Source organism: Pseudenemella bisphenolivorans (assembly GCF_051133435.1).
In the GTDB taxonomy this organism is placed as follows: Bacteria; Actinomycetota; Actinomycetes; order Propionibacteriales; family Propionibacteriaceae; genus JAAYAO01.
The window spans coordinates 180,605-193,933 of record NZ_JBPGNY010000006.1 but is presented as its reverse complement, the minus strand read 5'-3'; the positions used below and the strand labels follow the sequence as shown (position 1 = coordinate 193,933).

Annotated in this window: 10 protein-coding genes; 7 read left to right on the top strand and 3 right to left on the bottom strand. The window is 68.0% G+C overall.

Features of this window, described 5'->3' with window-relative positions; translation table 11 throughout:
- Window positions 1-61: 61 nt before the first annotated feature.
- The 3 genes from nadE to ACR4XW_RS14935 form a co-directional block, all read right to left on the bottom strand.
- Window positions 62-886: an NAD(+) synthase gene (gene nadE, locus ACR4XW_RS14945; RefSeq protein ID WP_434761364.1), complete on the bottom strand. Its 825-nt coding sequence runs from the start codon at window positions 884-886 to the stop codon at window positions 62-64.
- A gap of 70 nt (window positions 887-956) precedes the next feature.
- A complete protein-coding gene (locus ACR4XW_RS14940; RefSeq protein ID WP_434761363.1) occupies window positions 957-1,571 on the bottom strand; it encodes a CDP-alcohol phosphatidyltransferase family protein in 615 nt (204 codons plus the stop codon).
- 165 nt (window positions 1,572-1,736) lie between these two features.
- Window positions 1,737-2,204: an SRPBCC family protein gene (locus ACR4XW_RS14935; protein ID WP_434761362.1), complete on the bottom strand. Its 468-nt coding sequence runs from the start codon at window positions 2,202-2,204 to the stop codon at window positions 1,737-1,739.
- A gap of 133 nt (window positions 2,205-2,337) precedes the next feature.
- Between ACR4XW_RS14935 and ACR4XW_RS14930 the strand changes: the two genes are divergently transcribed.
- From ACR4XW_RS14930 to ACR4XW_RS14900, 7 genes are all read left to right on the top strand, one after another.
- Complete coding sequence (locus ACR4XW_RS14930; RefSeq protein WP_434761361.1) at window positions 2,338-2,973, top strand: FAD-binding protein; 636 nt, start codon at window positions 2,338-2,340, stop codon at window positions 2,971-2,973.
- Window positions 2,974-2,979: 6 nt separating this feature from the next.
- The gene (locus ACR4XW_RS14925) at window positions 2,980-3,579 is read left to right on the top strand and encodes a DUF488 domain-containing protein (RefSeq protein ID WP_434761360.1); all 600 of its coding nucleotides are present in this window, start codon (window positions 2,980-2,982) and stop codon (window positions 3,577-3,579) included.
- Between the two features lie 95 nt (window positions 3,580-3,674).
- Entirely contained in the window at window positions 3,675-8,291 is a 4,617-nt protein-coding gene (locus tag ACR4XW_RS14920) for an NAD-glutamate dehydrogenase (RefSeq protein ID WP_434761359.1), read from the top strand.
- Window positions 8,292-8,406: 115 nt separating this feature from the next.
- Complete coding sequence (locus ACR4XW_RS14915) at window positions 8,407-9,708, top strand: B12-binding domain-containing radical SAM protein (protein WP_434761358.1); 1,302 nt, start codon at window positions 8,407-8,409, stop codon at window positions 9,706-9,708.
- Window positions 9,705-11,069 carry a B12-binding domain-containing radical SAM protein gene (locus tag ACR4XW_RS14910; RefSeq protein WP_434761357.1) on the top strand — a complete coding sequence of 455 codons (1,365 nt, stop codon included), beginning with the start codon at window positions 9,705-9,707 and terminating at the stop codon, window positions 11,067-11,069. The genes ACR4XW_RS14915 and ACR4XW_RS14910 overlap by 4 nt, the downstream gene beginning before the upstream one ends.
- Window positions 11,062-11,766: a hypothetical protein gene (locus ACR4XW_RS14905; RefSeq protein WP_434761356.1), complete on the top strand. Its 705-nt coding sequence runs from the start codon at window positions 11,062-11,064 to the stop codon at window positions 11,764-11,766. The genes ACR4XW_RS14910 and ACR4XW_RS14905 overlap by 8 nt, the downstream gene beginning before the upstream one ends.
- Window positions 11,763-13,319: a GH3 family acyl-acid amido synthetase gene (locus ACR4XW_RS14900; protein WP_434761355.1), complete on the top strand. Its 1,557-nt coding sequence runs from the start codon at window positions 11,763-11,765 to the stop codon at window positions 13,317-13,319. Before ACR4XW_RS14905 ends, ACR4XW_RS14900 begins: the two co-directional genes overlap by 4 nt.
- Window positions 13,320-13,329: the final 10 nt, after the last annotated feature.

Below are 13,329 nucleotides of genomic sequence, written 5' to 3'. Positions count from 1 at the left end.
GCATCAGAGGGCGCTGCGAGCGCCGGAGCGCGCAGCAGGCATGTTGAGCCCGGAAAGCGGCTCAGTCGCGCCACCAGGAATCGGCCGGGGTGACCGGCACGGTGCGCTTGTGCCGCGACCGCAGGTAGACCTGCTCGATCTTCTCGGCCACCTCGGTGGCGACCTCACGGCCCTCGAGGTAATCGTCGATGTCGTCGTAGCGCAGCCCCAACTCGTCCTCGTCGGCGCGGCCGACATTCTCATCGAGCAGATCGGCAGTGGGCACCTTCGCCCAGAGGTGCTCCGGGCTGTTCAGGTGTTGCAGCAGTTGCCGGTTCTGCCGCTTGTTCAATCCGGCCAGGGGCAGGATGTCGGCGCCCCCGTCGCCGAACTTGGTGAAGAAACCGGTGACCGATTCGGCCGCGTGGTCGGTGCCGATCACCAGCAGCCGCCGGTCGCCGGCCACCGCGTACTGGGCGACCATCCGGACTCGCGCCTTGACGTTGCCCTTGTTGAAGTCCGACAGCGGCGTGGTGACGTTGGCCGCGTATTCCTCGGTGAAGGCATCCACCGCCGGGCCGACGTTGTAGGTGACCTCTTCATCAGCGGCCACGAACCTCATCGCATCGGCGGCATCGGCTTCATCGTGCTGCACCCGATAGGGCAGCCGCATCGCCACGAACACCGCCGACCCGTCGGCCTCCCGCACCCGCTCGACAGCCAGTTGGGCGAGCCGGCCGGCGAGGGTGGAATCGACGCCGCCGGAGATGCCGAGCACGTACCCGGCCGACCCGGTGCGGGTCAGGTAATCGGCCAGGAACTGCACCCGCCGATCGATCTCCTGAGCCGGGTCGATCTCGGGCTGCACGTGCAACTCGTCGTTGATGGTCTGCTGCAGTGGTCGCATGGGTCCATTCTGTCGGCTCACTGCGGTCCGACGAAGGTCCGGTCCGGAATCGGCGGCTGCCGACTGCACCTCAGCGGGCCGGTGGCGGGTCCAGCTCGGCCCGGGAACCGTCCCGCAGCGTGCGGGCGGCCTGTCCGATGTACAGGGCGCCGGCCGTCCAGTGGAACACCGCGCCGGCAATCGCGAGCACCCAGCCGACGGTGCTGAAGACCGGGAGGTCGAACTCGTTGGAGTAACCGATCAACATCACCGGAAAGGCAATCAGCAGAGCGAAGGTGGCGGCCTTGCCGAAGTGGTTCACCTGCACCGGACGGTAATCACCGCGGCGGGTGACCAACAGCAGCACGAACAGCACCACATCGCGCGAGACCAGAATCACCAGGAACCACCACGGCACGATGCCCCGGATGAGCAGTGCGACCAGCGCGGTGACGATGTAGAGCCGATCGGCGATCGGATCGAGCTTGGCGCCCAGTTCGGTGCGCTGCTGCAGCTTGCGGGCCAGGAATCCGTCCAGCCAATCGGTGGCACCGAACAGCGCCAGCAGAATCACCGCGGCGAGGTCGTGCCCGAGCACGATCAGGGCCCCGAAGACCAACACCGACAACAATCGCAGGAAGGACAGGATGTTGGGAGCGGTCCACGTGCGGTCGGTGTCCCATTGCGGCTCGGTTGCCACGGTCACGTCCCTCCCTGTGGCCGATGCTGGCCGATTAAGCGTATCGGCCGCAGGAAGGAACGTCGGGGATCAACGCGCAGCCCGCTCGCCGGCCCGTGGCGTCCGGGATGGCTCGTCGAGTGGGAAACCCGACAGGTGATCAGGCAACAAGCTGTTCAAGCAAGAGAGTGTTCAGGCGACCGATTCGGCCAGCAGGTTCAGCGACTGCTCGAGGGCTTCCTGGGGGATCACCGGCATCGTGGGAATCGACGGCAGCTTCTCCATCCACGGCCCGGGCTTCAGACCCGACCAGTCATAGGTGAGGGTGACCTCGGTGGAGTCCGGACCCTCGGGCTCCAGGGTGTAGGTCCAGGTGTGACCCATGGGATCCATGCCTTCCATGGCCGGCGCCCAGCCGACCACCTTGTTCGGCGCACAGGCGGTCACGTGGTTCTCCATCGTGTAGTCGCCCAGGCCGTCGGCATGCATGTTCATTCGGAAGACATCGCCCACCGCTTGGATCCGCTGACTGGCGTCGCCGGACTGAACCATGGAGGATCCGTCGAAGTCGCGATGGCGCTCCGGACGGGTGAGGACATCGAAGATGGCATCGGCCGAGGCATTGATGCTGCGGGTTACGGAAAGCTTTTCTTCGCTCATGCCGGTAACAATGCCGGTTGGGGCTTGTAAAAAAACAGGGGCAAAGTTAGGTAAGCCTATCCGGCGCCGATGGTCGGCTTCTGATCGGCAAGCCACAGCTTCTGACACAGGACCCGTCGTCCTAGGGTGAAATATGACCGCACCGCTGAGCATTCGCAGTGAAGACGAGTTGATCGCGGCCATTCGCGAGGCCGACGTACGCCTGCGAGGTTGGGACGGGCCCTCGTCCGGACGGTTGATTCACGACGCCACCACAGGCATCACGGTCAACGACGACGGTTGTGACCCGTCCGGCTTGGTGTACTGCGGGGCGGTGACGGTGACCGTCGCCTCGGGGGAGGCCTGGGACGAGCTGGTTGCCCTCGCTGTCGAGCAGGAATGGGTCGGTCTCGAGGCGCTCTCCGGGCTGCCCGGCACGGTCGGTGAGGTGGTCTCGGCCAACCGGCACGCCTACGGGCAGAGCCCCGCCGACACGGTCTCCGCGATCCACACCTGGGACCGCAAGCACCATGCCCGCAAATACCTGCCGATGGTCGACTGCGAGTTCGGCGACGACGGGTCCAGACTCTCGCGTGAACTGCTACCCGACCGAACCCCACGCTTCATTCCGCTGAAGGTGAGTTTCCTGCTGAAACAAGGCGACCTCACCACCCCGATCCGGGACCAGAACCTGACCAGCCTGCTCGGAGTGGAGTACGGAGCACGCGTGGCCTTGGAACTCGTTCGCGAACGCGTCCTCGAACAGCGCTCGCCCGCCGGCGGACGGTGAGCGGCGATGCCCGATCAGCCGACGACACCCGACAGCACCGACGAAACCGCACCGACCATCTGGACGATCGGTCACTGGGTCTGCCCGCAGGGTGACTTCGTGCACACCCTCCGGGCGGAGGACATCGAGACCGTGGTCGATGTGCGCTCACACCCGGGCTCGCGGCGCAGCCCCCAATTCGGTGCTGACGCGCTGCGCACCTGGCTCCCTGAAGCCGGCCTCGACTATCTGCACCTGCCCGAACTGGGCGGCCGACGCGCCAAGCAGCACGAGGTGCAGCCCGAGATCAACGCCGGCTGGCAGAACACCAGCTTCAAGAACTACGCCGACTACACCCTCACCGAGGCCTATCGCGAGGGCCTGCACCGGCTGCAAGAACTGGCCGCGCACCGCAACGTCGTGATCATGTGCGGCGAACCGATGCCCTGGCGCTGTCACCGGTCGTTGATCGCCAACAGCCTCACCGCCCGGGGCTGGACGGTGTGGCATCTGTCGACCACCGCCGCACCGCGTCGACATGTGCTGGGCGCCTGGGGTGCCGAGCCGGTGGTCAACGAGGACGGCACGATCACGTATCCACCCGAACAGCAATCCGCGCGAACCTGAGTCGGGCCGGGCCCGTCGTCCGTGCGCGTCTATGGTTCCCAGGCGGGGTTCGGCCCGTTAGCGTGACCGGCAGGGACAAAGAGCAAGGGAGCGCTATGTCAGCCGTCGTCACGGTGTCCGAGGAGCTGGAGCGGATGGGTCGGGTGCGGGCGGCCGGGGTCGACCTGGTCGCGGTGACGACGCCGAGTCAGCGGACGGACGGACGTGGCGCCGGCGGGCCGACGTTGGTGCAGGTGGTCACCGACGACCGGCCCTTCATCGTCGACACGGTGCTGATGGTGCTCACCGATCAGGGCTGGACGACCCGGCGGATCGACCACCCGGTGCTGGCCGTGCAGCGCGACACCGACGGCATTCTGCAGCACCTCCGGGCCCACGAGACACCCGGTGCGGGGGCCGAATCGTGGCTCGAGGTGGAGGCCTACCCGCCCCTGGGCACCGCGGCGGACGAACTGCGTCCGGCCCTGCAAGCGGGCATCGAGGAAGGTCTCGCGGCCTCCCGGGTCGCCCATGACGACCGGCCCGCGATGCACCGACGGCTCCTGTCGGTGATCCACCATCTCGACGAGAGCCCACAGCCCGTCGTGGCGGCCTGGGTGCGCAGGATCACCGACCTGCTGCGATGGATGGCCCACGGCCGCTTCGAGCTGGTCGGCTACCGCGAATACACCGTCGACGGCGACACCTTCACCCCTGTGCCCGGCAGCGGCCTGGGCCTGCTGCGGGACGCGGGCCCCGACCCCTTCAACGCCACCCGGATCACCGAAGACCCCCAGGTCATGGTGATCACCAAGGACTCCCGCAGGTCACCGCTGCATCGCACCGGCTACCTCGACTACGTCTCCCTCCGCGATTACGACCACGACGGACGGTTGATCGGCGAGCGACGCTTCCTCGGCCTGTGGACCTCGCACGCCTACTCCGAACCGGTCGAATCGATCCCGCTGGTGCGCGACAAGGCCAACTGGGTGTGGGACGAACTCGCGGTCGACCCCTCGTCCCACAACGGCCAGTTGACCCGGGAGGCGATGGCCTCCCTGCCACGTGACAACTGGTTCGCCGACTCGATCGACGACCTCGTCTCACTGGTGCGCCGCACCGCGGCCGTCCAACGGCAACGCCACACCCGCCTGCTGGTGCAACGCGCCCCACACGGCAGGTTCTGGTCGTGCTTCGTCTACGTGCCACGGGAGAAATACCGGACGGTCACCCGCGAGCGGATCACCGCAGTACTGCAGGAACGCTTCGGCGCGGAGAACATCGACTTCCGTGCGCTGGTCAACGAGAGCGCGATGGCGCGCCTGTTGCTGCTGGTGAAGCGACCCGACGGCGCACCCGAACCCGAACTCGACCTGGCCGCGATCGAAGCCGAGGTCGCCCACGTCGCACGCAGTTGGGACGACGACTTCAACGACGTCGCCGAGACCCTGCCCGCCGAGGAGCGGGGCGTCGAGTTCGGTGAGGCCTTCAAGGCCGCCTACACCGCCAAACAGGCGCTGGCCGACCTGCGCCTGGCCAACACCCTGGCCGAACCGGACGATCTCCGGTTCGCGATGTTCAAACCCGACCGGGCCGTCGACCCGGCCGACATGCGCTTCAAGGTGATCACCCGGGGCACGATGTCGCTCTCGCGGGTCATGCCGCACCTGGACGCGCTGGGCCTCAGCGTCATCGACGAACAGCCCTTCGTCTGGGACCTGCGGGGCGAACCCGTCCATGTCTACGACTTCGGCTTCACATTCCCACCGGGACAGACCCTCGACGACTGGACCCTGGCCGACCGGGCCCGGTTCGCCGAGGCCTTCGAAGCCTCCTACACCGGACGCTCGTCGGCCGGGAATCTGAACCGGCTGGTGATGAGCGCGCGCTTGACGTGGGTACAGGTGAGCTGGCTGCGCGGCATCTCCAGGTACCTGCAACAGGCCGGCATCCCCTTCAGCCAGACCTATGTGGCGACGGCCCTCAACGCCAACCCGGGCATCGCGGCCGCCCTGGTGGCGGCCTTCGAAACCCGCTTCGACCCCGACCAGTACGACCACGCCACCGCCCGGGACCGGGCCTTCGATGATCGGGTCAATGGCCTGCTGCGTGCCCTGGACGCGGTCGAAAGCCTCGACCAGGACCGCATCCTGCGAATGTTCGTAGCCGTCCTGCGGGCGATCAAGCGCACCAATGCCTTCGCCGCCGATCAACCCGCACTCGCCTTCAAGATCTCCCCGCCCGAACTCGACCTGCTGCCGGAGCCGCGCCCGATGCACGAGTTCTTCGTGGTCAGCCCGCGCGTCCAAGGCATCCACCTGCGATTCGGCCCCGTCGCCCGCGGCGGCTTGCGCTGGTCGGACCGGGCGGAGGATTTCCGCACCGAGGTGCTCGGTCTGGTCAAGGCGCAGATGGTCAAGAACACCGTCATCGTGCCCGTCGGGGCGAAGGGCGGTTTCGTGCCGCAGCGGCTGCCCGACCCGCGCAGCGACCGCGCCGCCTGGCTGGCCGAGGGCGTGGCCTGCTACGAGATCTTCATCGGCTCGCTGCTCAGCCTGACCGACAATCTCGTCGACGGGGTGGTCGTGCCGCCACCCGATGTGGTGCGCCACGACGGCGACGACAGCTACTTGGTGGTGGCCGCCGACAAGGGCACCGCGACGTTCTCCGACACAGCCAACCGGATCGCGGTGGAGCGGGGCTTCTGGCTCGGCGACGCCTTCGCAGCCGGCGGTTCGAACGGCTACGACCACAAGCGCATGGGCATCACCGCCCGCGGGGCCTGGGAGTCGGTGAAACGCCACTTCTACGAAGAGGGCATCGACTGCCAGACCGAGGACTTCGCCTGTGTGGGAATCGGCGACATGGCCGGCGACGTCTTCGGCAACGGCATGCTGCTCAGCGAACACACCAAACTGGTGGCCGCCTTCAACCACCTGCACATCTTCCTCGACCCCGATCCGTGCCCGGCCGCTTCCCACGCCGAGCGCCGGCGGCTGTTCGAGGTGCCGCGGTCGACTTGGGACGACTACGACAAGTCTCTGATCTCACCCGGTGGTGGGGTCCATTCCCGCACCGCGAAGTCGATCCCGATCACCGAGCAGGTGCGCGACGTTCTGGGCCTCGACCCCGACGTGGGGGCGCTGACCCCGAACGAACTGATCCGCGCGATTCTGCTCGCCCCGGTTGATCTGTTGTGGAACGGCGGCATCGGGACGTATGTGAAGGCCTCGGACGAGACCCACGCCGAGGTGGGCGACCGGGCCAACGACGCGGTGCGGGTGGACGGCCGCGACCTGCGGGTCAGGATCGTCGGTGAGGGCGGCAACCTGGGCTGTACCCAACGCGGCCGGGTTGAGTTCGCCCACGCCGGTGGCCGGATCAACACCGATTTCATCGACAATTCCGCCGGGGTCGACACCTCCGACCACGAGGTCAACATCAAGGTGTTACTGGCCCCCGAAGTCGAGGCCGGTCGACTCGAACCCGAGGCGCGCACCGAACTTCTGGCGTCGATGACCGACGAGATCGGCCACCTGGTGTTGGCCAATAACGTCGACCAGAACATCGCGCTGTCCACCGAACTGGGTCAGGGCTCCGACATTGCGGGTGCCCACGAGGCATGGATGCGTTCCCTGGAGAAGGTCGGCCTGCTCGACCGTCACCTGGAATCACTGCCGAGCCGGACGGAGATGAACCGCCGACTCGCCGACGGGGACGGCCTCACCCGCCCCGAACTGGCGATGCTGCTGGCCTGGACGAAGATCCACCTGGCCGGGATCGTCAACGAATCGAGCCTGCCCGATGACCCCTACCTGGCCGACCAACTGGTCACCTACTTCCCGACCCCACTGCGCACCGACCGCTACGCCGACGCCCTGCAGGCCCATCCGCTGCGGCGCGAGATCGTGACCACGGTGACGGTGAACCGCTTCGTCAACAGCCAGGGCATCACCGGCTACAGCAGGCTGGCGCACGAGACCGGCACCACCATCGCCGACCTCGTCCGCGCCCACGTGGCCGCCCGCACGATCTTCTCGGTCGACTGCAGCGAACAGCAGCTCGACGAAGCCACGATCCCGGCGCAGACCGAAGTACGGATTCGGGTCGCCCTGCGCCGCATGGTCGAATACGCCACCCGCTGGCTGTTGCTCAGCCGCCGAGGTGACCTCGCCATCGAGGATGAAGCGGCCGTGTTCAGCGAGGCGGTCGATACGGTCTGGGCTTTGTTCGACGACCTGGCGACCCCGCACATCCGCGAACAGACCAGTCAGGTGTTCGACTCGCTGACCGCCGACGGGGTGTCCCGCAGCCTGGCGCACACCACAGCGACCGCCCCCTACCGGCACCTTGCCCTGGCGATCGTCGACCTGGCCGGCAAGCTTGACCGGCCGCTCGACCTGGTGGCCCGGGTGTTCTTCGGACTGACCGCAGAACTCGGCCTCGACCGGGTCTACGACCGGATCGACGAACTGCCCGTCACCAGCCGCTGGGACGCGATGGCGCGCACGGTCCTGCGCGACGACCTCACCCGGCTGCAGGCCGACCTCACCCGCTCGGTGCTGGATCGTGCGCCCGACTCCGACGACAGCGCAGCAGCATTGGCCGACTGGGTGGCGGCTTCCGGCGGGTTCGAACGCGAGGCCGCCGAACTGGCCGAGATCACCTCGGAGGGCTCGACCCTGGCCCGCATGTCGATGGCCCTGCGCACGATCCGGCTGCTGCTGGCCTGACTCGCGGAATCCGTGACCGGCGTTTACGCAACACCGCGTCCGGCGGCCGGAAACCCGCCCGGATAGACTGACGCCACCAGGCTCCGCGCCGGGGCCGACTCAGCGAGGAGGCCGGATGCACGTCGCCTTCGTCCGTCCCGGGATGACCCGGCGGCCGAGTGCCGATGCGCTGCAACCCCTGGTGTTCTCGGTGATCTCCGCGGTCACCCCCGACGAGGTCGACATCACCTTCCACGACGGCATGGTCGACGAGATCCCCGAGATCTTCGAAGCCGACGCGGTCGCGATCACCGTCCAGACCTACACCGCCCGGCACGCCTACGCGATCGCCGACCGACACCGGCAGCGCGGCATCCCGGTGATTCTCGGCGGCTATCACCCCTCCGCCTGCCCCGAAGAAGCCGGCGAACACGCCGACGCGGTGGTGATCGGGGACGCCGAGGACACCTGGCCGCAGGTGCTGGCCGACCTCGCCGCCGGCCGGCTGCAACCGCGCTACGAAGCCGACAACCACACAGACCTGGCCCATGCACCGTGCCGGACCGAACCCTTCCGGCGACGGGGCTACCCACCCCTGGGCGTGGTGCAGTTCAGCCGGGGCTGCCGCTACACCTGCGACTTCTGCTCGATCCACGCCTTCTACGGCCGCGGCATCCGCACCAAACCCCTGGACGTCATCGTCGACGAGATCACCGCCCGTCCCGAGAAGCAGTTGTTCTTCGTCGACGACAACCTCTTCGCCGACCGGCAGCGGGCCCGGGAACTGTTCGAAGCCCTCGTCCCGCTGCGCAAACGATGGGTCTGCCAGATCTCGATGGACATCGCCGAGGACGCCGAGCTGCTGCGGTTGATGCGTCGCGCCGGCTGCCTGATGGTGCTGATCGGCTTCGAATCCCTCGACCGCGACAATCTGAAACAGATGCGCAAGGGTGCCAACCTGCGCGCCGGCGACTACCAACGGGTGATCGACACGATCAAACGCGCCGGGCTGATGATCTACGGCACCTTCGTGATCGGCTACGACCACGACACGGTCGACACCGCGGGTGCGATTCGGGAGTTCGCGACCCGGCACGGGTTCTCGATCGCCAACTTCAACCCGCTCACCCCGATGCCCGGCACCGAACTGTTCGACCGGCTCCGCGACGAGGGCCGGCTGCTGCACGACCGGTGGTGGCTGGACGAGAACTACCGCTACGGCGAGGCCACCTACGTCCCGGCCCGGATGTCCCCGGCCGAACTGACCGCGAGCTGCCGGGCGGCCCGCTTCGGGTTCTACTCCCGCCGCGGCATCGCCCGCCGGGCCCTGGCCAACGCCGGTACCCCGATGCGGCTGGGTCTGCACTTGGCTGCGAACACCATCTCCCGGCGCGAGATCCGGGCCAAACAGGGCGAACTGTTGGGGGAACGGCGATGAGGCTCACCCTGATCAAACCCAATATGGGACGCCGCGGCACGAAACGGTATGTCGATTCCGGGAGGATGGAGCCGCTGCAACTCGGTGTACTGGCCGGGCTCACCCCGTCCGAGGTCGAGATCACCCTGGTCGACGACCGCAGCGAGACCATCGACTACGACCTGCCCACCGACCTCGTGGCGCTGACGGTGGAGACCTTCACCGCCCGCCGCGCCTACGAGATCGCCGAACAGTACCGGCGCCGCGGAGTGCCGGTGGTGATGGGTGGCATGCACCCCACGCTGATTCCCGACGAAGTGGCCGGCTACTGCGATGCGGTGATCACCGGGGACGCCGAGGCGGTGTGGTCGACGGTGCTCGACGACGCCGCCGCCGGACGGTTGCAGGCCCGCTACGACGGTCACATCGCCCGGCCACCGCAACACCACGGCCGCACCCGCCGCGACCTGTTCCGCGGCAAGGGATACCTGCCGATCACCCTGCTGCAGTACTCGCGCGGCTGCCGGTACCGGTGCAGCTACTGTGCGACCAGCGTGTTCTTCGACCGCTCCCACCAACACCGTCCGGTGGCCGAGGTGATCGATGAGATCCGCGCCCAGAAACGCCGCTACCTGTTCTTCGTCGACGACAACATCACCGCCGACCACGAGGCGGCCAAGGAACTGTTCGCCGCCCTGATTCCGCTGAAGGTGCGCTGGGTCAGCCAGGCCAGCCTCGACATGCTGCGCGATGCCGAACTGATGGACCTGATGGTGCGCAGCGGGTGCCAGGGCAATGTGATCGGCTTCGAATCGATCAACACCGACTCGCTGATCGGTATGCGCAAGGCGGTCAATCGGGCCGAGGCCGCCAACCAATACGCGGGCGCGATCGACCAGTTGCGTCGCCTCGGTCTGCAGACCTGGGCGGCGTTCACCATCGGCCACGACGCCGACACCGTCGAATCGATCCGAGCCACCTGCCGGTTCGCGATCGAGAACAAGTTCACCTTCGCCGCCTACAACATCCTGATGCCCTACCCGGGCACGGCGCTCTACGACGACCTGGCCGAACAGGGCCGGCTGCTCTACGACGGGCAATGGTGGCTGCACCCCGACTACCGGTTCAACCACGCCGCCTTCCTGCCGGCGAATATGCCGCCGGACGAACTGACCCGAATCGGATTCGCCTGCCGGGCCAGAACCAACAGCGTCGGCTCGATCCTGCGGCGGCTGGCCGAACCCCGAACCAACCTGCGCAATCCCATCCGATTCGCCAACTTCGTCGCCTACAACCCGCTGTTTCGCCGCGAGGTGTTCAAGAAGCAATCGATGGCACTCGGCTACCACGAACAAACCACCCCGAGGCGGGACGATGGCTGAGTTGACCGGCGACGTCCTCACCCCGAGCACGCTCACCGACACCGACCGCGACCGGATGTTCGCGATCATGGAACAGGTCTACGACAACACCGACCGGGCGCAGTTCGAGGCCGACCTGGCCGCCAAGGACGAGGTGATCGTGCTGCGCGACCCGAACGGCTGCCTCGGCGGTTTCAGCACCCAGCGATTCCTCGACCTCGACATCGGGGGACGGGTGGTGCGCGGGGTGTTCTCCGGCGACACCGTGATCGCCCCCGAACACTGGGGCGGCATGGTGCTGTTCCAAACCTTCGCCCGCCGCTACATCATCACCCGCAACGAACCCTGGTACTGGTTCTTGATCTGCAAGGGCCAACGCACCTACCGCCTGCTGCCGACCTTCTTCACCGACTACTGGCCCAGCCGGCACGCACCCACCCCGGGCGAGGCTGCCCGGATCATGGACGCCTACGCCGGCGCGCTGTACCCCGACGACTACGACCCGGCCACCGGCGTGCTGGCCTACCGACACCCCAAGGACCGGCTGCGCCCCGGTATCGCCGGGGTCGACGAGATGTCCGTCCGCAACCCGGATGCGGCTTTCTTCGCCGCCCGCAACCCCGGACACGAACTCGGCCACGACCTGGTCTGCCTGACCGTGCTCGACCCGGCGAACCTGCGTCCGCAACACCGCGCACGACTGCTCGGCCACCCATGAGCAGCAACACCCCGGCCGGCACCAGGGTCACCACCCGGATGCTCACCGGTGCCCTGGTCGCCGGCAATGCCCATGCCCATCGCCGGCTGGTCGGGGTGGACGATCTGCGCGCCCTGCAACTGCGGATGCTGCGCCGCACCGTCGAGGCCAATGCCGACACCTGGTTCGGACACCGGCACGACTTCGCCCGGCTGCGTTCGATCGCCGACTACCGGGCCGCGGTACCGCTGACCCGCTGGGACGACCTCGAACCCGCCATCGCACGGATCGCCGACGGTGAACCCGGGATGCTCACCCGAGAACCCGTGCGGCTGCTCGAACCCTCGTCCGGGTCGACCGCGGCCACCAAACTGATTCCCTACACCACCACGCTGCTGCGGCAATTCCGCGCCGGACTGCAACCGTGGCTGTACGACCTGTACACCCGGTACCCGGGCCTGCGCCGGGGCCGCAGCTACTGGTCGGCCACCCCCGCGGCCACCCGGCCACACCGCGACACGGCCGTCCCGATCGGCTTCGAGGAGGACACCGACTACCTCGGCCCACTCACCGCCCGGCTGATGAGCGCACTGTTCGCCGTCGGGCCCGAGGTGGCCCGGGCGGCGAGCATGGACGAGTTTCGCCGCCGCACCGCCAGCGCCCTGCTCGCCGCCGAAGACCTCGCCCTGGTCAGTGTCTGGAATCCGACCTTCTTCACCGGCCTGCTCGACTGGATCGCCGACCACCCCGACGAAGCGTTGGACGGTCTGGCGCCGCGCCGCCGACGCGAGGTGGCGTCCGCGCTCGCGGCCCGGGACTGGCCCGCGATCTGGCCGAATCTGGCCGTGCTGTCCTGTTGGGCCGATGCCCAGGCGGCCGGCCCCGCGGCCGAACTGGCTGCCCTCTTTCCCCAGGCGTTCGTGCAACCCAAGGGGCTGCTGGCCACCGAGGCGATGATCAGCCTGCCGCTGCACGCCGCCGGTGGGGCGGTGCTGGCGGCCCGCTCGCATGTGGTGGAGTTTCTCGACGGCGACGAGTGCGTGTTGGCCGATCAGGTCGAGGTCGGCCGGCGCTACGAGATCGTGGTGACCACCGGCGGTGGGCTGTATCGCTACCGGCTCGGTGATCTGGTCGAGGTCACCGGGTACCACGGTGCGTTGCCGGTGCTGCGGTTCGTCGGCCGCGCCGACAAGGTCAGCGACCTGGTGGGGGAGAAGCTCAACGAGGCCTTCGTCGCCGGCTGCCTGACCGGGCTGGCCGGTTTCGCGATGCTGGCCCCCGAATCCGAACCCCGACCCCACTACGTGCTGTATGCCGAGAACGCCGACGCCGCGGTCGCGGCCCGACTGGAATCCGCCCTGCGGGCGTCCTTCCACTACGACTACGCCCGCCGTCTCGGCCAACTCGGCCCGGTGCGCGTCGTCGCGGTGGCTGCCGATGCCCGGCAGCGGTACCTCGACGCCCGGGTTGCCGCCGGGATGCGGCTGGGCGATGTGAAGGTTCCGGCGCTGGCCTTGACCGGCGGATGGGCTGCGGTACTAGGGGTTCCGCCGTCCGCGCCGGCGCCGTCCTGACGTATCGTGG

What these genes read in the sequence shown, in the direction of transcription:
- ACR4XW_RS14935 (WP_434761362.1), bottom strand. Translation starts at nt 2,204, where the DNA reads ATGAGCGAAGAAAAGCTTTCCGTAACCCGCAGCATCAATGCCTCGGCC.
- ACR4XW_RS14920 (WP_434761359.1), top strand. Translation starts at nt 3,675, where the DNA reads ATGTCAGCCGTCGTCACGGTGTCCGAGGAGCTGGAGCGGATGGGTCGG.
- ACR4XW_RS14925 (WP_434761360.1), top strand. Translation starts at nt 2,980, where the DNA reads ATGCCCGATCAGCCGACGACACCCGACAGCACCGACGAAACCGCACCG.
- ACR4XW_RS14905 (WP_434761356.1), top strand. Translation starts at nt 11,062, where the DNA reads ATGGCTGAGTTGACCGGCGACGTCCTCACCCCGAGCACGCTCACCGAC.
- nadE (WP_434761364.1), bottom strand. Translation starts at nt 886, where the DNA reads ATGCGACCACTGCAGCAGACCATCAACGACGAGTTGCACGTGCAGCCC.
- ACR4XW_RS14915 (WP_434761358.1), top strand. Translation starts at nt 8,407, where the DNA reads ATGCACGTCGCCTTCGTCCGTCCCGGGATGACCCGGCGGCCGAGTGCC.
- ACR4XW_RS14900 (WP_434761355.1), top strand. Translation starts at nt 11,763, where the DNA reads ATGAGCAGCAACACCCCGGCCGGCACCAGGGTCACCACCCGGATGCTC.
- ACR4XW_RS14930 (WP_434761361.1), top strand. Translation starts at nt 2,338, where the DNA reads ATGACCGCACCGCTGAGCATTCGCAGTGAAGACGAGTTGATCGCGGCC.
- ACR4XW_RS14910 (WP_434761357.1), top strand. Translation starts at nt 9,705, where the DNA reads ATGAGGCTCACCCTGATCAAACCCAATATGGGACGCCGCGGCACGAAA.